Raw genomic sequence first — 17028 nt, forward strand, 5'->3', positions numbered from 1 at the left:
TGCTGTCAAGCTGTCGATACACTACGAAGGACTCGCACGACATGCAATCGCTTTGGACGTGCTTTCTCACGATCGGCCGGCGACAGCCCGCAAGAGGCTCTGGGCCCGCAGACTGCGAAGTAAGTGAAACGGTCTGGGGGGTGCGACGGCAGCGGACTTGCCCGCCACGCATCGCACTTCCATTATAACTGGAATAAGTCTGGAGAGGTTACCGCCATGAGACAGCTTGCCTACGCAGCCGCAGCCGCCGTCGTCACCCTCCTCCCCGCCATGGCACAGGCGCAGGATCTCGCCGCCGGTGAGAAGGTCTTTCTGCAATGCCGGACCTGCCACCAGGTCGGCGAAACCGCCAAGAACGCCGTCGGCCCGGCGCTCAACGGCCTGTTCGACAACCGCAAGGCCGGTACCGCCGCAGGCTATAGCTATTCGGCGGCCTACAAGTCGCTCGACAAGGTCTGGAGCGAGGACAATTTCCGCGTCTACATCAAGGACCCGCGCGGCGTGACGCCGGGGACGAAGATGATCTATCCGGGCCTCAAGGACGACGCCCAGATCACCAACCTGATCGCCTATCTCAAGCAGTTCGGGCCGGACGGCAAGAAGAAGTAAGCGCGCTCCGCACCCCGCGGGAATCATCGGGCCCGCGTCCGGCACAGGCTGGACGCGGGCTTTTTCGTGCCGGGGACTCAGGCGGTGAAGCTGCCGATCCGGAACAGATCCGCCGGATTCGTGCTGCTCATCCGGCGCAGCTCGGCCTCGGCGAACCCGTCCGATTCGAGCAGGACGAGGAACTCCCGGAACGCCTCGACCGGCGGCGGCAGCAGATAGATGCCGGCATCGCCCGAGACGATGGCGCGGTCGCCGGCGGCGCGGATGCGCGGCGTCAGGTCCTGCACCGTCTTCGACGGGGCGCGGTGCTTCTCCTGGTCGACATGGGTCAGGCCGACCTGGGTGGCGTGGGTCAGGACGAAGAACGAGAACTCGCAATAGGCGCCGAGGGCCACCAGCGTCTCGATGGTCTTGATATCGTAGCCGCCGGCATGGGTGCGCACCCGCGCAGCTCCGCGCTTCTTCGCCTCTTCCGCCAGCGCCACCGCCTCCCAGCCATCGACATGGCCGCAATCGAAGACGATGTCGCGCTCGGCGCAGAGGTCGATGATCGCCGGCACCGGGTCGGGCACCTTGCCACTCTCATGCACGCCGAAGGCAGCCTCCAGATAGAGCCCCGTGCGCCCCTCGCGCCGCGCCACCGCCTTGGTGTGGTGTGTCGGCAGCGAGAGGAAGCGCGCGCCGGTGCCTGGCCCGTAGCCGTAATCGACGGCATTGCGCGCCGCCTCATAGGTCACGCCGCCGGCGGTGGGCTGCATGATCAGCCCCCCGAATATCTCGATGCCGAGATGGCCGAGTTCGGCCGCGGCCAGCGCGGCATAGCCCGACGAGTTCATGAAATTGTCCATGAGCCCGATGGCGCGCATGCCGGCCGCGGCCGCCTGGCGCACTGATTCGAAGATGTTGGCGCTGCGCCCGTTGAGATGCGGGCAGGTGTGGACATGGCAGTCTACCGCGCCCTTCAGATAGTGCATGCCGTAGCTCATCGGGGCTCTTCCTTCAGTGCCGCAGGATGCGGCGGACGAAATCGGCGCAGCGCTCGGTCTGCGGCGCGTCGAAGATCTGCTCGGGCGGCCCGACCTCGACGACCTTTCCGTCGGCCATGAACACGACCTTGCTCGAGATCTCGCGGACGAAGCCCATCTCGTGGCTGACGATCAGCATGGTCATGCCCTCGGCGGCGAGCACGCGGATGGTGTCGAGCACCTCGGCGACGAGCTCGGGGTCGAGCGCCGAGGTCACCTCGTCGAGCAGCAGGATCTCCGGCTTCAGCGCCAGCGCGCGGGCGATCGCGACGCGCTGCTGCTGGCCGCCGGAGAGTTCGTCGGGATAGGCCTCGATCCGGTGCGACAGCCCGACCTTCTCGAGCAGCGCGCGCGCCTCGCGCTCGACCTCGGCGGCGTCGCGCTTCTTCACAATCGTCGGCGCGATGGTGACGTTGCGCAGCGCCGTCATGTTCTGGAACAGGTTGTATTGCTGGAACACGACCGCGAAGCGGTCGCGCACCTTCTTCAGCGCGGCTGCGCTGCCATAGTCGACCTGCGCCCCGGCGACATGGACGACGCCGGCATGGGGCTTCAGCAGCCCGGTCAGCACGCGCAGCAGCGTGCTCTTGCCGGAGCCCGACGGGCCGATGATCGAGACGATCTCGCCGCGCTCGACCGACAGCGAGACATCCTGCAGGACCGGCGCCGTGCCGTAATTGGCGCTGAGCCTATCGATGACGAGATGGGGCAAGCCGGCGCTCCAGATGCGATGCGAACAGGTTCAGCGGATAGCAGAGGACGAAATACAGGATCAGGATCGTGCCGAAGCAGATCGCCGCCGAGAACCCCTTCTGGTTCAGGATCTTGGCGGCATAGGTCAGCTCGACCACGCCGATCTGGGAGGCGATCGAGGTGCTCTTCACCAGCCCGACCGAATAGGTCATCGAGGGCGGGATGATAATCGCCCAGGCCTGCGGCAGGATCACCCGGCGCAAGGCGGTGAGCCCGCCCATGTTCATGGTCTCGGCCGCGTCCCATTGGTTCTTGTGCACGGATTCCAGGCCGGCGCGGATGTTCTCGGCCGAGAAGGCCGAGGCCGAGAGCGCGACCGTGGTCGCAGCGACCGCGAACATGCTGGCGTCGAAGCCGGCGAGCTGGAAGGCGAAGAACACCACCATCAGCTTCACCAGGAAGGGGATGCGCCGGAAGATCTCGACATAGATCGTGGCGAACCAGCGCAGCGGCGCGAAGCCGACGATCCGCTCGTTGCGCAGCACCGCCAGCCCGAAGCCGACGACGAAGCCGAGCCCGCAGCCGACCAGCGACAAAAGCGCGGTATAGGCGAAGGCCTGCCCCAGGAAGATCAGGTTGTAGTAGCCGAAGAAGCGCGGCGCCTCCTCGATCAGCGAGGCCATCGGCAGCCCTCCGTCGTCGGACCACGCCGTTCCATCAGAAGACCTTGCCCTTGATGCGGAAGAAATAGCGCCCGACGGCGTAGAGCGCGGCGCTCGCGACCAGGGTCAGCGCGATGTAGTAGAGCGCCGCGATCGAGAAGATCTCGAAGGAGCGGAAGGTCTGGGCGTTGATGTTGTAGGTCCGCCCGGTCAGCTCCTCGACGCCGAAGATCGCGGCGATCGAGGTCGTCATCGTCAGGATGATGTACTGGTTCGACAGGGGCGGAAACAGCACCTTGCCGATATGCGGCAGCACCACGTAGCGGATGATCTGGATGCGCGAGAAGCCCAGCGTCTCCGCCGCCTCGATCTCGGCCTTGCGGATGGAGCGGAAGCCCGCCCGCTGGATCTCGGTGAGATAGGCGCCGGCATTGATCGCCATGCCCAGCAGCACGGCCTGGTAGGAGCCGAGCACGATGCCCCAGTCCGGCAACGCGAAATACAGGAAGAAGATCTGCACCAGGAGAGGCGTGTTCAGGAAGAACACGACATAGGCCTTCACCAGCCAGCGCAGCGGCCGCGGCCCGTATTCGAGCACCGAGGCGCAGACGAGCCCGATCGCCCAGCCGATCACGAAAGCGATCGCCGCCAGCTGCAGCGCCAGCCACGCGCCACCGGCGAGATAGCCGAGATAGGGCGTCACCTGGCCGTATTGGAGGGTGTAGGCCATCAGCTGCCGCGCCTTGGAAGCCAGCCATCAGCCCCCACAGCCCTCATCCTGAGGAGCCGCGCAGCGGCGTCTCGAAGGATGCTCCCGGAGGCTCCGGTGCCGGCTGGACCATCCTTCGAGACGCGCTCCTGCGGAGCGCTCCTCAGGATGAGGGCCGAAGGGGAAGGCCGATCGCGCATCAGAAATACGGCGTGACGGGCACTTTCGTGTCCATCGGCTTGAGGAACCACTTCTCCCAGATCGCCTCGACCGTACCGGCCGTGTGCAGCTCGTAGAGCGCGATGTTGAGCCAGTCGCGCAAGCCGTAGTTGCCCTTGGCGACGCCGAAGCTCGAATAGGTGACGCCGTATTCCGGCGTGGCCACGACCTTCCACTTGATCGCCGGGAAGATCTTGAGCCGGTAGGCCACCGCGTCGATCCCGTCGAAGGAGGCGTCACCGCGCCCCTGTGCCAGCGCCCGGTCGCGGTCGTTGTAGTTGTCGAGCAGGACGAGCTTGGCCTTGGGCAGGTTCTTCTGGATGAAGGGGATCGCGGTCGTGCCGCGCACCTGGATCAGCGTGACGTTCTCGCTGTTGAGGTCGGCGAGCTTCGCGAAGGGCTTCGCATCGGTGGTGACGATGCCGTAATTCTCCGAATGGATCGGCGCGGTGAAGTCGATCACCTTGGCGCGCTCGGAGGTGCGGCTCATCGCACCCATCACGATGTCGACCTTGTCGGCCACGACGAAGGGAATGCGGTCGGGCGAGCCGACCTGCACGAGGGTCAGCTTCACGCCGAGCTTGTCGGCCACCGCCTTCGCCAGCTCCGGCTCGAAGCCGTCGATCTCGTTCTTCTCGTTGAACAGGGCACGCGGCGGCAGGGTCGGGTTGACGCCGACGCGCAGCTCGCCGGCCTTCAGGATGTCGTCGAGGGAGCGAGCCGAGGCCGGCGCGGTCGCGCCCAGTCCGAGGCAGGCGGCGAGCAGGCAGGCGAAGCGCGAGATCGTCATTCAAGCCTCCTCAGAAGGGCATAACAGCATTGTCATTGTATACGTTCAGCATGCAATGAGGCCATCGCCCGGGATGATTGTCAACGCGGGGCGCCGGCTTTTTCGACATGGCCGAGCGCCTTCTCCAGGCGGCGGTACTCCTCGGGCGGCAGCGGCGCGAAGGGCGGGCGCACGGCATCGCAGGCGAGCCGCCCGAGGATCTTCAGGCAGGCCTTGAGCCGGGTGGTGGCGCGCCCGCCCGGCGCCTCGCGATAGACCGCGCAGGCGAGCGGATAGATCGCGTCGTGCCAGTGCCGGGCCTGCTCCCAGTCGCCGGCCTGTGCCGCGCGCCAGAGCGCCACCAGCGGCGCCGGCGTCACCGCCGCGAGGCTGACCTGGCTGCCCTCGGAGCCGATCAGATAGCTCGTCAGCAGATGCTCGTCGCCGGAGCCGAGCACCGCAAGGTCCGGCCGCAATCCCTTGGCGAGCCGCCGGTTGGCGTCGTAGGTCGCGACCTCCCAGCTGCCCTCCTTGATGCCGCAGACGCGCGGCAGCGCCACCAGCCCCGCCAGCGTCGCCGTGTCATAGGGCATGGACCCTGCCCCCACCGGCGCCTGGTAGAGCAGGAAGGGCAGGCCGCAGCCCGCCATGGCGTGCCGGTGATGCAGCAGCGCCGAATCGCGATCGCGGAACAGCCCCCAGGCATTGGGCGGAAACAGCAGGATGGCGTCGGCGCCCGCCTCCTCCGCATCGCGTGCGTGCAGCGCGGCGTCGAGGCTTGATTCCGCATTCACCCCGCTTGTCAGGAAGACGCCCGGCCCCAGCACCTCCCGGCAGATCGCGACGACGCGGCGCTTCTCCTCGCGCGTCAGCAGGAAGTTCTCGCCGGCATGGCCGTTGATCAGCAGCCCCTCGATGCCGTCATGCCCCGCGACCGCCGCGACATGGTCGGCGAGCGCCTGCTCGTCCATCCGGAACGCTGGCGTCATCGGGCAGATCGTCGCCGCATGGATGCCGGTCAGGCGCGCGATGGCCGCCGTGACAAGGGCATCGGGTGCGATGGCGGGATCAGACATGCTGTGGCTGTTCATCGGTGGCTCGGCCTGCATCGGCGGATGGGGTGGTCGGGGCGGCTGGCGGAGCCAGCAGCCGGTCGATCGGGAAGAGCGGGTCGGCAGGCTCCTGCCCGAGGATGCGCTGGGCGAGCAGCCGGGCGATGTAGGGGCCGCTGGTGTAGCCGGAGTGGACGCTGCCGCAGACATAGGCGTCGGGGATGCCCGGGATCGGCCCGGCCGCCGGCAGCGCGTCGGCCGTCTCGGCTTCCAGCCCCGCCCAGGCGCGGGCCAGCCTGGCATTCCGCAGCGCGGGAATGGCATGGCAGGCGAGGCGCATATTGCCGATCAGGCTCTCGGGCACGAGTTCGGCGCCGCCGCGCTGCCGGTCGCCCTTGCCCTGCCAGCCGCCGCCGATCACCACCGTGCCGTGCGGATACTGCTTCAGCGACAACAGTCCGCTGGCGATGCCGACGACGGTGCGCATGACCGGCGCGACGCGCTCGGTCACCGCGAGCTGGTTCACCAGCACCTTGATGGGCAGGTCGATGCCGAGCCAGGCCGCCATCTCCTCGAGCCAGACCCCTCCCGCCAGCACGAGCCGCCTGGCCCGGACGGGACCTCGCTCGGTCTGAACGGCAAAGCCGCCCTCCTCGCGCTCGACGCCCGAGACGGGCGTCTCCTCGCGCAGATCGACCCCGGCCTCGATCAGCGCGGCGCGATAGGCCTGCCCCGTCAGATAGGCATTGGCGTAGCCGTCGACCTTGCAGTGCCCGGCGAGCAGGACGCCTTCGCCCAGCCCCGGCTCGACCGCGCGCGCGGCCGCTTCCGAGATCAGCTCGATCGGCGCACCGGCCTCGCGGCGCTTGCCGGCCCGGAAGCTGAGCAGTTCCGCCTCGCGCGGCGTGAAGGCGAGCGACAGCCCGTCGCAGACGACAACGCCGACATCGTGCCCGAGCCACTCCCGCGCCGAGGCCCACATCGCATGCGCCTGCAGCGCATAGGGGATCAGCGCCACCCGCGTCATCTGCATGGTCAGCGTGCCCGCGTTCACGCCGGAGGCCTCGCGGCACAGCGCACCGCGCTCGAACAGCACGGTCCTCATGCCGGCCCGCGCGCAGAACAGCGCCACCGTCGCGCCATGGATGCCGCCGCCGACGATGGCGAGATCGTAGGGTGCGCTCATAGCGGGGCCGGAGTCGGCACGGGGATGTCGGCATAGTCGAACTGGCCGAGCAGATCGGCCAGAGGCACGGGACGCAGCGGCGGCCGCCCGGTCCAGTAGCCCGCCGCCTCGCGCGACCCGACATGGCGGGCGAGCAGCGTCGCCGCCGTCTCGCCGCACATCCGGCCCTGGCAGGGACCCATGCCGCAGCGGGTGAAATGCTTAAGCTGGTTGATCTCGCGCGCGCCGGCCGCGATGGCGGCCTCGATTTCGCCGCGGCGGACATCCTCGCAGCGGCAGATCACCGTCTCGGCCGCGATCGCCTCGACCATCGCCGGCCGCGCCCGCATCAGCCGATTGATCGCGCCGGCGAAGACCAGCGCCTTGTCGAGCGCCGCCCGCGCCGCCCCCGCCTCGCGTGCGAAGACATCGGCCGGCAGCCGCCCCTCATCCTGCGCCACCGCCAGCCCCGCGAGCCGCCCCGAGAGCCGCGCCGGCTCGGCCCCCGCCACGGCCGCTCCGTCGCCGACGGCATAGAGCCCCGCGACCGAGCAGCGCCCGAACGCATCGCGCACCGGCGTCCAGCCGCCCGCGTCGGGCGCGAAGCGATGCGCGGCGCGCAGCAGCTTCGGGATCTCGCAGCCCGGCACCAGCCCATGGCCGATGGCGAGCGCATCCACATCGAACACGCGCGAGCGGCCGCCCGTCAGCCGGCCCTCCCCATCGACCGGCGCGACCGTCACCGTCTCGCAGGTCTCTCCGCCCGAGACGCCCGTGACCATATGGCGAAACAGCACCGGCACGCGCGCCGCGCCCAGCTTCAGCGCCCAGCCGAGCCCCTGCCGCAGCAGATCCGGCCGGCTCGCCATCGCCGGCAGCGCCTTCAGCCAGTCGCCCGGCCCCGCGAGATCGACCACCGCCGCGACCGCGCCGCCCCCGGCGACGATCTTGGCCGCGACCGCCGCCAGCAGCGGCCCGCAACCCGCCACCACGGTGCGCCGGCCCGGCACCATGCCCTGCGATTTCAAGAGGATCGTCGCCGCCGCGAGCCCGATCACGCCCGGCGTCGTCCAGCCCGGAAAGGGCACCAGCCGCTCATGCGCGCCGGTGGCGGCGACCAGCCGCGGAGCGGTGAAGCTCTCGCTCCCCGCCGCCGTCACGGCGTCGACGCGGAAGGCGCCCGAGATCGACCAGACCCGCGCCCCACCCTTCCAGACCACGGCCGAGGCGGCGACCGCCGCGCGAAGGCCATCGCCGGCCGCATCGTCGGCGCCCCGCGCCCCCGCTGCGACGGAGAGGGGCGGCGGCGGCGCGCGGTAGACCTGCCCGCCGGGCGCGAAGGCCTCGTCCAGCAGCACGACCTGAAGGCCGGCCTCGCTGGCGGCCAGCGCGGCTGCGGCGCCGGCCGGCCCGGCTCCCACGACGATGAGGTCGGCCGGCGTCATCCTAGAGCGAGCCCTTGAGTTCGACGATGAGCCCATCCTCGACCGGCACCTGGCAGGACTGGCGCAGCACGCCGTCGACCCGCACCACGCATTCCTGGCAGACTCCCATGAAGCAGTAGGCGCCGCGTGGCGAAAACTCGCGGGGACTATGGCGCAGCCGGGCCATTCCGGCAGCCAGCAGCGCCGCCGCCAGGGTCTCGCCGCAATGGGCCATGACGCTGCGCCCTTCGACCGTCAGCGTCACGGCGTCACCCCGCCGGAAGGCGTCCTTCATCCGCAGAGCCGTCATCCGTCAGCCCATATTCCCCGCTCGCAGCCGCTTTACACGGGCCAACCATTGTATACACTCCATAGACAATCGGTGCAACATGTCCAGCCTTCGAGAGCAGGCCGTGGCCGCAGCCGAGGCGTTCAACCGACCAGTCTGAGGGGACTCCATGTTCAAGAAAATCGCACTCGGCCTCGCCGCGCTCCTGGGCGTCGCCAGTGCCACCCTGCCCACTGATGCGAGCGCCCGCACGCTCGACGAGATCCTGAAGTCCGGCACGCTCAAGGTCGGCGTCAACCCGACGCTGCCGCCGCTGGCCAAGTTCGACGAGAAGAACCAGATCGTCGGCTTCGACGTCGATTTCGCGACCGAGATCGCCAAGATGCTCGGCGTGAAGCTGGAGATCGTACAGACCGGTTCGCCCGACCGCATTCCCTTCGTCGCCTCGGGCAAGATCGATCTCGTCATGGGCGCGATGACGCGCAATCCCGAGCGCGCCAAGGTCATCGACTTCACCGTGCCCGTTCACACCGAGGTCTTCGGCGTGCTGACGACCGAGGCCAAGCCCTACAAGGACTGGAAGGAACTCGACAGCCCGAGCGTCACCCTGATCCAGGTGCGCGGCACCACCCCGGTCAAGTTCATCGAGGATAACCTCAAGCAGGCCAAGGTCACGCTGCTCGACAACTACCCCGACGCGGTGCGCGCGCTGGCACAGGGCCGCGGCGACGCGATGATCGACGTCATCGACTTCGTCGGCGAGCAGATGAACCGCTTCAAGGACGTGAAGTGGAAGGTCGTCGAGACGCCGGTCGACGTCTACTACTGCAGCTTCGGCCTGGCCAAAAACGCCACCGGCCTGAAGGACTGGCTCAACGTCGCGATCTTCGAGATGCATCGCCGCGGCAAGACAGACGAGATGTGGATCAAGTGGTTCGGCATCAAGATGCTCAACCCGACCGGCTTCACGCCCTACTTCTGAGGCCTTCCTCAACAAAACACGCCGTCATCCCGGACAAGCCGCGTCAGCGGCGCTGCTCCGGGATCCATCGTAGAGTGCAGTTCCCTACGATGGATCCCGGCGCTCCGCTTCGCTGCGGCCGGGATGACGGCGCGACTGAAACAGCGTCCGAGACAGCCGGGCCATCCTCGACATGCCGCCGAACCGCCCCGCCGCCCCCGGCGAGATCCAGACCGTCTGCGGCCCGATCGCGCCCGCCGATCTCGGACCCACGCTGATGCACGAGCATCTGCTCTGCGATGTCACGCCGCCCGAACTCGCCGCGCAGGGACTCCCGGAAGTCGAGATCACGCCCTGGAACGCCGCCGAGATTCGCTACCACTGGTGCCGGCATTACGGGAACCACATCCTCTCGGACGTCGCGGAGATGACGCAGGAGGTGCGGCTCTTCCGCGAGCGCGGCGGCCGCGCCATCGTCGAGCTGACCATCGAGGGCATCAAGCCCGATCCGCTCGGCCTGCGCGCGATTGCGCAGGCGACCGGCGTGGCCATCGTCGCCGGCTGCGGCGTCTATATCGAGAGCTTCGCCGGCGAGGCCCTGACCACGCGCTCGACCGACGACTTGGCCGCGCTGATGATCGCCAGCGTCCGCGACGGCCTGCACGGCAGCGATGTCCGCGCCGGCATCATCGGCGAGATCGGCATCAGCGACCCGCCCACCCCGGGCGAGTTGCGCGCCCTCACCGCCGCAGCCATCGCCCAGCGCGAGACCGGCGCCAGCATCAACGTCCATCCCGGACGCGACCCCGCCTCGCCCCTGCAGGTCGTCGCGCATGTCGCGGCGGCCGGCGGCGACGTCACGCGCCTGATCATCAGCCATCTCGACCGCACCTTCTCCACGCTGGATCAGGCGCTGGCGTTGGTCGAGACGGGTGCCGTCGCCGAATGGGATTTCTTCGGCATCGAATCCTCGCACTACCCCTTCGCCCCGATCGACCTGCCCAATGACGGCATGCGGCTGAACGGGATCGCGGGGCTCGTCGCGCGCGGCCATGGCGCGCAGGTGACGCTCTCGCAGGACATCTGCACGAAGACGCGCCTGTGCCGCCATGGCGGCCATGGCTATGGTCATCTGATCGAGAATGTGGTGCCGATGATGCGCCGCAAGGGATTCGACGAGGCCATGATCGACCAGTTCCTGATCGAAACGCCGCGCCGGCTGCTCACTCTTGTCTGAGGCCGGCGTCGAGGCGGCCGCACGCGCGAGGCGCGACATCCTCATCGGCGCCGCGCTGATGGTGGTGTCGACCTTCTGCTTCGTCAGCCTCGATTCGATCCTCAAGGCGCTGGCGGCGCGGCACGACGTGCTCTTCCTCGCCTGGGGCCGCAACCTGTTCCAGGTCGTCTATCTCGTCGCCGTCATGCCGCTCTTTGGCGCGCGCCGGATGCTGTTGACGCGCCACCCCGTCATCCAGCTCTGCCGCGGCGCGGCGCTGGTCGGCACCACGGTCTTCATCGTGCTGGCGCTGAAATCCATGCCGCTGGCCCAGACCTACGCCATCACCTTCTCGGCCCCGCTGATCGCGACCATCCTCGCCATGGTCTTCCTTAAGGAGCGCCCCTCGCTGAGGCGCTGGGCGCTGATCCTGATCGGATTCGGCGGCGTCATGGTCGCGCTGCAGCCGACAGCGCCGGGCGCCGGCGGCTTTCTCGTCTTTCCGCTCGCCATGGCGCTGGCGAACGCCGGCTATCACGTCCTGACGCGGGCCATCGCCGCCGATGAGGACCCGCTGGCTATGCTGTTCCAGGTCGGCTTCTTCGCCTTCCTGCTGACCTCGCTCGCCCTGCCCTGGTCCTGGTCGCGGATGGAACCCTGGGAATGGGGCGTGCTGGCGGTCGGCGGTGCCTTCGGCACGCTCGCCCATCTCCTGCTGATCGAGGCCTTCCGGCGGGCGCCGACCGCGGTGATCTCGCCGATGATCTATTCGCAGATCATCGCTGCCTGCCTGATCGGCTACTTCGCCTTCGGCGAGGTTCCCACGCTGGCCACCCTGCTGGGCGCGGCGATCGTCGTCGCCAGCGGCGTGGCGCTGATCCGCTCGCGGGGTTGAGCCGCCGCTCCGTTCAGGAGATGTTGTCGAGCGAGAAGCGCGACAGGCTCCGGATATGCGCCTGGGCGGCCTTGCGGGCGCGCTTGGGGTCCTCGGCCTCCAGCGCGACCACGATCTCGAGATGCTCGACCGCATCCTGCCCGACGCGGTCGGCGAGGCGGGCGATCTCGAACAGCCGCGTCGTCACCCGCAGCGAGCGGATCATCTGCCCCATCACGGCATTGCCGCAGCCGTCGATATAGAGGCCGTGGACATTGTCGTCGGAGCGCCAGTGGGCGTCGGTGTGATAGGTCGTCGCCGCCATCAGCTCGTCGATCTCTCGATGAACCATGGCGAGCTTGGCCTGCGACAGCCGCCCCGCGGCGAGCGCCGCCGCCTCGCCCTCGAGCAGTTCGCGCACCTTCAGGCTCTGCAGATATTCGCCGAGATCGACATTGCGCACCATGAAGGAGCGGTTGGCGGCCTTCACCACCAGGCCCTCGCCCTCCAGGCGCTGCAGCGCCTCGCGCAGCGGCGTCCGCGAGATGCCGAGCACATCGGCGAGCTTCGCCTCGACGATGACCTCGCCGCCCTTGAGCCGGCGCCCGCGCACCATGTCCGACACCGCCTTGTAGGCGAGGTTGGAGAGGTTGTAGCCGCCGGTCTGCTCGGGGGTTTCGCCCGGCTCGGTCAGGGTCATGCTTGAGTCTTCGTCCTCAGGTTGCAGAACCGTCTTTGGACGAGCCGGCGCCGGCCATCAAGTCCGGAAGCGGCGCCGGCCGTCACCGGTGGCGCCCGGCCGGCTCGAAGGAGGTCGGCAGCTGCCCCGCTGAGGCCGCCAGCGCCGAGCGCTCGCGCGCGACATGCCCGCCCTGCCCCGGCTTGCCGACGAGCTGGCCGTCGCGCACCAGCACCTGTCCGCGCAGGATCGTGGTCACCGGCCAGCCCGTCACCGCAATGCCCTCATAGGGCGTGTAGTCGCTGCCATGGTGCAGCAGCGACTGGCTGATCGTGACCTCGCGCTTCGGGTCCCAGATCGCGATGTCGGCATCCATGCCGATCGCGATCGAGCCCTTCTTCGTCAGCCCGTAGGTCTTCGCATGGTTGGTCGAGGACAGCGCGACGAACTGGTTCAGCGTGATCCGCCCCTTGCCGACGCCTTCCGAGAACAGGATCGGCAGCCGCGTCTCGACGCCGGGAATGCCGTTGGGCACCCAGCGGAAGGAGGTCTTGCCCTTCGGGATCAACTTGCCGGCCGGGTCGTCGTAGCGGAACGGGCAGTGGTCGGAGGAGAAGACGTTGAAGATGCCGTTCGACAGCCCCTCCCAGCAGGCCTGCTGGCTGGCGGTGTCGCGCGGCGGCGGCGAGCAGACATATTTCGCGCCCTCCATGTTGAGGCCGTCCATGTCCTTCTCGGTCAGCACGAGATATTGCGGGCAGGTCTCGCCATAGACCTTGAGGCCGCGCGAACGGGCCCGCGCGATCTCCTCCATCGCCTCGCGGTTCGAGACATGGACGATCATCACGGGGACATCGACGAGTTCGGCGAGCGAGATCGCGCGATGCGTCGCCTCGCGCTCGACGGGAATCGGCCGCGAGGTGCCGTGGAATTTCGGCGCGATATGCCCGCCGCGCTCCAGTCGGTCGGTCAGGAAGCGAATCGCGTCGTAGTTCTCGGCATGGACCATGACGAGCGCGCCGGTCTCGCGCGCCACCGACATCACCTCGAGCATCTCGCGGTCGTTCAGGGCCAGCCCGTCATAGGTCATGAAGACCTTGAAGGAGGTGTAGCCGTCCTCGATCAGCGCCGGCAGGTCCTGCCCCAGCACCTGCTCGGTCGGCTCGGAGATGACGAGGTGGAAGGAGACGTCGGTGTAGCAGCGCCCCTCCGCCAGCTTGTGATAATCCTTCACCGTCTCGCGCAGCGACGTGCCCTTCTCCTGCATGCAGAACGGCATCACCGTGGTGTTGCCGCCGAACGCCGCCGAGAGCGTGCCGGAGGCAAAGTCGTCGGCCATGACGATGCCGTCGCCGCTGGGCTGGGCGATATGGACATGGCTGTCGATGCCACCGGGCAGAACGAGGTGGCCGGTGGCGTCGATCGTCTCCTTCGCCGGGCCGAGATCATGACCCATCGCCACGATCGTCCCGTCACGCACGCCGATATCGCAGGAGAACGTGTCGGAGGCGGTGGCGACCGTGCCGCCGGCGATGACGAGATCGTAGCTCATGGACTGTTCCTGTCGGATCCCGCCTGCCACGAGCCGAAGCCCCCGACGGAATACAGAGTGTATGCAGCCCGCATTTTGATGGCTCGGCCGTCGCGCTGCAAGCGCGAACATCGCGCCACGCGCGAGCGCGGCGCGGAGGGCGCAGCCTGCGGCAAAGCCTAGGGCGTCACGTCCCGACCTTGGCGAGCACGTCGGCCCGCAGGAAGCGCTCGATGAACAGCATGAACAGCACCGAGGGCACCAGCAGGATCAGCGCCGTGATCGAGGCGACCTGGTAGTTGCCGCCCATCGCCGCATTGTAGAGCAGCAGCGGCAGCGTCGTCACCTGGGGCACGCCGACGAAGAAGGTGCCGGTGAACTCGTCGAGCGATTCGAGGAACACGAAGATGCCGCTGGCGATGATGCCCGGCGCGGCCAGCGGCAGCGTCACGGTGAAGAAGGCCCGCAGCGGCGAGGCGCCCATGTTGCGCGCCGCCAGCTCGAGATCCTTGTCGACCGCGGCAAAGGCCGCCGCCGCGATCCAGACCGAGAACACCAGCCCATGCGCGGTGTGGACCAGCACCACCGCCAGGACCGTGCCGTTGATGCCGAGCTGGTAGAAGATCCGGGCGACGTTGATGTAGATCGCCACCGACGGAAACGCCTGCGGCAGCAGGAACATCAGCATGAACAGCGCCCGCATCGGCAGCTTCAGCCGCGCCAGCGCGTAGCCGGCGGGAATCGACAGCGCCAGCGCAAACAGCACCGTCAGCACCGCGATCCAGACGCTGGTGCCTAGCGAGGCCATGGCGTCGCCGGTCGGCCGGAAGACCTGCTCCCAATAGCGCGTGCCATAGGTCACGGGCAGCTTGTGGGGCGTGTACCAGCGCTCGGCGACGGACCACAGCGCGAGGTTCAGGATCGGCCCGATCAGGACGAAGGCGAAGGCGGCGAGCAGGCTCGCGGCCAGCACCATCCGGGCGGAGGCAGCGAGCCGGATCATCGCGGCGCCTCCTGCGAGAGGCCGCGCCGCAGATACAGGATCGCGGCACCGGCGCTGATCAGATAGGTGATGACGCCGAGCGCATTGGCCGTGGCGTAGTCGCCATAGGCGTTGATGCGGAAGGCCATGTCGACGGTCAGCATGGTCGGCTGCGAGCCCGAGACCATCAGCGGCACCGACAGCACCGAGAGCATCGTCACGAAGGAGAGCACGAGCGCCACCAGCAGCGTCTGCATGACCTGCGGCAACGCCAGCTCGATCAGCACCCGCAGCCGCGAGGCGCCGAGATTGCGGCCGGCCTCCAGCGTCGCCCGGTCGATCGAGGCGAGCGCGCCCGCCAGCAGCAGCGCCACGAAGGGCGTCTGCTTCCAGACAAAGGTGGCGATGATGCCGCGCCAGTCGAGGAAGCTCACCGCCTGCAAGGGCTCGATCAGCCCCAGCGAGACGAAGCTGTTGTTCATCAGGCCGTTCTTGGCGAGGAAGGTGCGCATGCACTGCGCCGCGACGATGAAGGGGATGAAGAGCGGCCAGCGATAGAGCGCCCTTAGCGTGCCCACGATGTAGCGGTTTTCACCGAGTGTCAGCGTGCCGGCGATGACGATGGCGGCCAGCGCCGTCAGCGCGCAGGAGGTCACCACGATCACCACCGTGAAGACCATGTCGGTCGAGTAGAGTTCGAACGCCTTGGCGAACCACTCGAGCGTGAACGACCCGTCCTTGCTGAAGGCGGAGATCAGCGAGAAGCACAGCGGATACAGGAACAGCGCCGCGACCAGCACGAGGCCGGGCGTGATCAGGATCAGCGCCAGATGGCGTTGGGAGAGGCTCATTCCACTGCGCTTTTCGAGGGAGGGGCGGCCCGGCATCGAGCCGGGCCGGAGGCTTGCGTCATGGTCGGGCTTGACCCGACCATCTCTCGACCAGCGGGCTGGAGGCCGAGATTCTCGGGTCTGCGCTGCGCTTCGCCCGAGAATGACGTGGCTTGGGACGCCGATCTCAGTTCGCGACCTTCTTCTCGTAGCCCTCGAGGATGTCGTTGAAGTAGGGCGCGATCGGGAAGGCCTTGCCGTTCTTGGCGAGGTCGGCCGGGGTGACGTCGACGAAGAGCTTGTCCCAGGCGGCCTTGTCGAGCTTGCCCTCGAGATGGCTGGCGTCGATGCCCGGATACCAGTTGAACTTCTTGACGATGCCGTCGGCCTGCACCTGCGGCGAGGTGGCGAGCGCGATGAAGGCCTCGGCCAGCTTCTTCTGGCCGGCCTTGGCGGGCACGGCGTAATACATCGGCTGGCCGGGCATGCCGGGCGAGATCAGCTTCAGCTTCATGTTCGGCGGCAGCTTGCCGTCGGCCTGCCAGGAATAGAACATGTCGACCCAGACCGGGCCGATCGCGATCTCGCCGCGGTTGAGCATGTCGAGCGTGCCGGCATTGCCGGGCGTGATCGTGGCGTTCTTGTTGAACTCCTTCAGGTCGGCGAAGGCCTTGTCCCAGGTCGTCTTGGTGGCCGCGTCATAGGGGCCCTTCATCAGCTTCTCGGCGTCGCCGCCGAAGGCATAGACCCAGCCGGCGACGAAGGAGACGCCCGACATGCCGCCCTTGATGCCGTTATAGCCGAACTGTTTGGGGTTCTTCTTCGCCCAATCCGCCAGTTCGGCGAAGGTCGAGGGCGGCGTCTTGACCATGTCGGCATTGTAGGCGAGCGCCGTCTGCGACTGGAACATCGGGATGACATAGCCCGAGACATCGGTGCCGAGCGCGTTCTTGGCCGCCTCGCCGGTGGCGAGCTTGGCGGTCGGAACATTGGCGGTGTACTTGTCGAGCAGCCCGTCCTTGACCATCTGGCCGGCGGCCTTCTGGTGGATCACGACGACGTCGAAATCGGTCGTCGCCGAACCCTTCTGGGCGTCGAGCTTCTCGAAGATCTTCTGCGAGCCGGAATCGCCCGCGCCGGTTCCGACCGAGACGACCTTCACGCCGGGATTGGCCTTCTCGAACATCGGCCCGAGGAAGTCCTTGACGTAGTCGACCATGTTCTGGTCGCCGGCGGAGGCGACATTGAGGGTCTGGGCGGAGAGCGGGGATGCCGCCATCAGCGCCGCGAGCGAGCAGGCAATCGTGAGGATGCGCATGGGAGACTCCAGGGTTGGGAC

General features: G+C 68.1%; 18 protein-coding genes. 4 read left to right on the forward strand and 14 right to left on the reverse strand.

What is annotated here, in order from left to right:
- Window positions 1-216 precede the first annotated feature (216 nt).
- The gene (locus BSY19_RS23720; protein WP_069056309.1) at window positions 217-609 is read left to right on the forward strand and encodes a c-type cytochrome; all 393 of its coding nucleotides are present in this window, start codon (window positions 217-219) and stop codon (window positions 607-609) included.
- Between the two features lie 77 nt (window positions 610-686).
- Here BSY19_RS23720 and BSY19_RS23725 read toward each other — a convergent pair whose 3' ends face one another.
- The 9 genes from BSY19_RS23725 to BSY19_RS23765 all read right to left on the reverse strand — a co-directional run bounded on the left by BSY19_RS23725 (window position 687) and on the right by BSY19_RS23765 (window position 8637).
- Window positions 687-1595: a DUF6282 family protein gene (locus tag BSY19_RS23725; protein WP_069056310.1), complete on the reverse strand. Its 909-nt coding sequence runs from the start codon at window positions 1593-1595 to the stop codon at window positions 687-689.
- 13 nt (window positions 1596-1608) lie between these two features.
- The gene (locus BSY19_RS23730; RefSeq protein ID WP_069056311.1) at window positions 1609-2346 is read right to left on the reverse strand and encodes an amino acid ABC transporter ATP-binding protein; all 738 of its coding nucleotides are present in this window, start codon (window positions 2344-2346) and stop codon (window positions 1609-1611) included.
- Entirely contained in the window at window positions 2324-3010 is a 687-nt protein-coding gene (locus BSY19_RS23735) for an amino acid ABC transporter permease (RefSeq protein WP_069056312.1), read from the reverse strand. The genes BSY19_RS23730 and BSY19_RS23735 overlap by 23 nt, the downstream gene beginning before the upstream one ends.
- Window positions 3011-3044: 34 nt before the next feature.
- The gene (locus BSY19_RS23740; RefSeq protein WP_069056313.1) at window positions 3045-3719 is read right to left on the reverse strand and encodes an amino acid ABC transporter permease; all 675 of its coding nucleotides are present in this window, start codon (window positions 3717-3719) and stop codon (window positions 3045-3047) included.
- A 178-nt stretch (window positions 3720-3897) separates the two neighbouring features.
- The gene (locus BSY19_RS23745; RefSeq protein WP_069056314.1) at window positions 3898-4707 is read right to left on the reverse strand and encodes a transporter substrate-binding domain-containing protein; all 810 of its coding nucleotides are present in this window, start codon (window positions 4705-4707) and stop codon (window positions 3898-3900) included.
- Window positions 4708-4787: 80 nt separating this feature from the next.
- Window positions 4788-5762 (reverse strand): dihydrodipicolinate synthase family protein, encoded by a 975-nt coding sequence (locus BSY19_RS23750; protein WP_069056315.1) that lies wholly within the window; start codon window positions 5760-5762, stop codon window positions 4788-4790.
- Window positions 5755-6924 carry an NAD(P)/FAD-dependent oxidoreductase gene (locus BSY19_RS23755; protein WP_069056316.1) on the reverse strand — a complete coding sequence of 390 codons (1170 nt, stop codon included), beginning with the start codon at window positions 6922-6924 and terminating at the stop codon, window positions 5755-5757. Before BSY19_RS23755 ends, BSY19_RS23750 begins: the two co-directional genes overlap by 8 nt.
- Window positions 6921-8348: an FAD/NAD(P)-dependent oxidoreductase gene (locus BSY19_RS23760; RefSeq protein WP_069056317.1), complete on the reverse strand. Its 1428-nt coding sequence runs from the start codon at window positions 8346-8348 to the stop codon at window positions 6921-6923. The genes BSY19_RS23755 and BSY19_RS23760 overlap by 4 nt, the downstream gene beginning before the upstream one ends.
- 1 nt (window position 8349) lies before the next feature.
- Window positions 8350-8637, reverse strand: a complete 288-nt coding sequence (locus BSY19_RS23765) for a (2Fe-2S)-binding protein (RefSeq protein WP_069056318.1) — start codon at window positions 8635-8637, stop codon at window positions 8350-8352.
- A 148-nt stretch (window positions 8638-8785) separates the two neighbouring features.
- On the opposite strand from BSY19_RS23765, the gene BSY19_RS23770 reads away from it, so the two are divergent.
- The 3 genes from BSY19_RS23770 (at window position 8786) to BSY19_RS23780 (ending at window position 11688) form a co-directional block, all read left to right on the forward strand.
- Window positions 8786-9598, forward strand: coding sequence for a transporter substrate-binding domain-containing protein (locus BSY19_RS23770; protein ID WP_069056319.1), 813 nt, complete (start codon window positions 8786-8788; stop codon window positions 9596-9598).
- Between the two features lie 172 nt (window positions 9599-9770).
- Window positions 9771-10814, forward strand: a complete 1044-nt coding sequence (locus tag BSY19_RS23775) for a phosphotriesterase family protein (protein WP_069056320.1) — start codon at window positions 9771-9773, stop codon at window positions 10812-10814.
- Window positions 10807-11688, forward strand: coding sequence for a DMT family transporter (locus BSY19_RS23780; RefSeq protein ID WP_069056321.1), 882 nt, complete (start codon window positions 10807-10809; stop codon window positions 11686-11688). Before BSY19_RS23775 ends, BSY19_RS23780 begins: the two co-directional genes overlap by 8 nt.
- A gap of 13 nt (window positions 11689-11701) precedes the next feature.
- Here BSY19_RS23780 and BSY19_RS23785 read toward each other — a convergent pair whose 3' ends face one another.
- The 5 genes from BSY19_RS23785 to BSY19_RS23805 all read right to left on the reverse strand — a co-directional run bounded on the left by BSY19_RS23785 (window position 11702) and on the right by BSY19_RS23805 (window position 17007).
- The gene (locus tag BSY19_RS23785; protein WP_069056322.1) at window positions 11702-12367 is read right to left on the reverse strand and encodes a GntR family transcriptional regulator; all 666 of its coding nucleotides are present in this window, start codon (window positions 12365-12367) and stop codon (window positions 11702-11704) included.
- Between the two features lie 82 nt (window positions 12368-12449).
- On the reverse strand, window positions 12450-13898 hold the full coding sequence (gene hydA / locus BSY19_RS23790) for a dihydropyrimidinase (RefSeq protein ID WP_069056323.1): 1449 nt from the start codon (window positions 13896-13898) through the stop codon (window positions 12450-12452).
- A gap of 166 nt (window positions 13899-14064) precedes the next feature.
- A complete protein-coding gene (locus BSY19_RS23795; protein ID WP_069056324.1) occupies window positions 14065-14880 on the reverse strand; it encodes an ABC transporter permease in 816 nt (271 codons plus the stop codon).
- Entirely contained in the window at window positions 14877-15710 is an 834-nt protein-coding gene (locus tag BSY19_RS23800; protein ID WP_069056325.1) for an ABC transporter permease, read from the reverse strand. The genes BSY19_RS23795 and BSY19_RS23800 overlap by 4 nt, the downstream gene beginning before the upstream one ends.
- Before the next feature lie 166 nt (window positions 15711-15876).
- Window positions 15877-17007 (reverse strand): ABC transporter substrate-binding protein, encoded by a 1131-nt coding sequence (locus BSY19_RS23805; RefSeq protein WP_069056326.1) that lies wholly within the window; start codon window positions 17005-17007, stop codon window positions 15877-15879.
- Window positions 17008-17028 lie beyond the last annotated feature (21 nt).

The sequence above is a fragment of the Bosea sp. RAC05 genome (assembly GCF_001713455.1).
In the GTDB taxonomy this organism is placed as follows: domain Bacteria; phylum Pseudomonadota; class Alphaproteobacteria; order Rhizobiales; family Beijerinckiaceae; genus Allobosea.

What these genes read in the sequence shown, in the direction of transcription:
- BSY19_RS23795 (WP_069056324.1), bottom strand. Translation starts at nt 14,880, where the DNA reads ATGATCCGGCTCGCTGCCTCCGCCCGGATGGTGCTGGCCGCGAGCCTG.
- BSY19_RS23805 (WP_069056326.1), bottom strand. Translation starts at nt 17,007, where the DNA reads ATGCGCATCCTCACGATTGCCTGCTCGCTCGCGGCGCTGATGGCGGCA.
- BSY19_RS23735 (WP_069056312.1), bottom strand. Translation starts at nt 3,010, where the DNA reads ATGGCCTCGCTGATCGAGGAGGCGCCGCGCTTCTTCGGCTACTACAAC.
- BSY19_RS23775 (WP_069056320.1), top strand. Translation starts at nt 9,771, where the DNA reads ATGCCGCCGAACCGCCCCGCCGCCCCCGGCGAGATCCAGACCGTCTGC.
- BSY19_RS23745 (WP_069056314.1), bottom strand. Translation starts at nt 4,707, where the DNA reads ATGACGATCTCGCGCTTCGCCTGCCTGCTCGCCGCCTGCCTCGGACTG.
- BSY19_RS23785 (WP_069056322.1), bottom strand. Translation starts at nt 12,367, where the DNA reads ATGACCCTGACCGAGCCGGGCGAAACCCCCGAGCAGACCGGCGGCTAC.
- BSY19_RS23800 (WP_069056325.1), bottom strand. Translation starts at nt 15,710, where the DNA reads ATGAGCCTCTCCCAACGCCATCTGGCGCTGATCCTGATCACGCCCGGC.
- BSY19_RS23765 (WP_069056318.1), bottom strand. Translation starts at nt 8,637, where the DNA reads ATGACGGCTCTGCGGATGAAGGACGCCTTCCGGCGGGGTGACGCCGTG.
- BSY19_RS23760 (WP_069056317.1), bottom strand. Translation starts at nt 8,348, where the DNA reads ATGACGCCGGCCGACCTCATCGTCGTGGGAGCCGGGCCGGCCGGCGCC.
- BSY19_RS23750 (WP_069056315.1), bottom strand. Translation starts at nt 5,762, where the DNA reads ATGTCTGATCCCGCCATCGCACCCGATGCCCTTGTCACGGCGGCCATC.
- BSY19_RS23770 (WP_069056319.1), top strand. Translation starts at nt 8,786, where the DNA reads ATGTTCAAGAAAATCGCACTCGGCCTCGCCGCGCTCCTGGGCGTCGCC.
- BSY19_RS23740 (WP_069056313.1), bottom strand. Translation starts at nt 3,719, where the DNA reads ATGGCCTACACCCTCCAATACGGCCAGGTGACGCCCTATCTCGGCTAT.
- BSY19_RS23725 (WP_069056310.1), bottom strand. Translation starts at nt 1,595, where the DNA reads ATGAGCTACGGCATGCACTATCTGAAGGGCGCGGTAGACTGCCATGTC.
- BSY19_RS23755 (WP_069056316.1), bottom strand. Translation starts at nt 6,924, where the DNA reads ATGAGCGCACCCTACGATCTCGCCATCGTCGGCGGCGGCATCCATGGC.
- BSY19_RS23720 (WP_069056309.1), top strand. Translation starts at nt 217, where the DNA reads ATGAGACAGCTTGCCTACGCAGCCGCAGCCGCCGTCGTCACCCTCCTC.
- hydA (WP_069056323.1), bottom strand. Translation starts at nt 13,898, where the DNA reads ATGAGCTACGATCTCGTCATCGCCGGCGGCACGGTCGCCACCGCCTCC.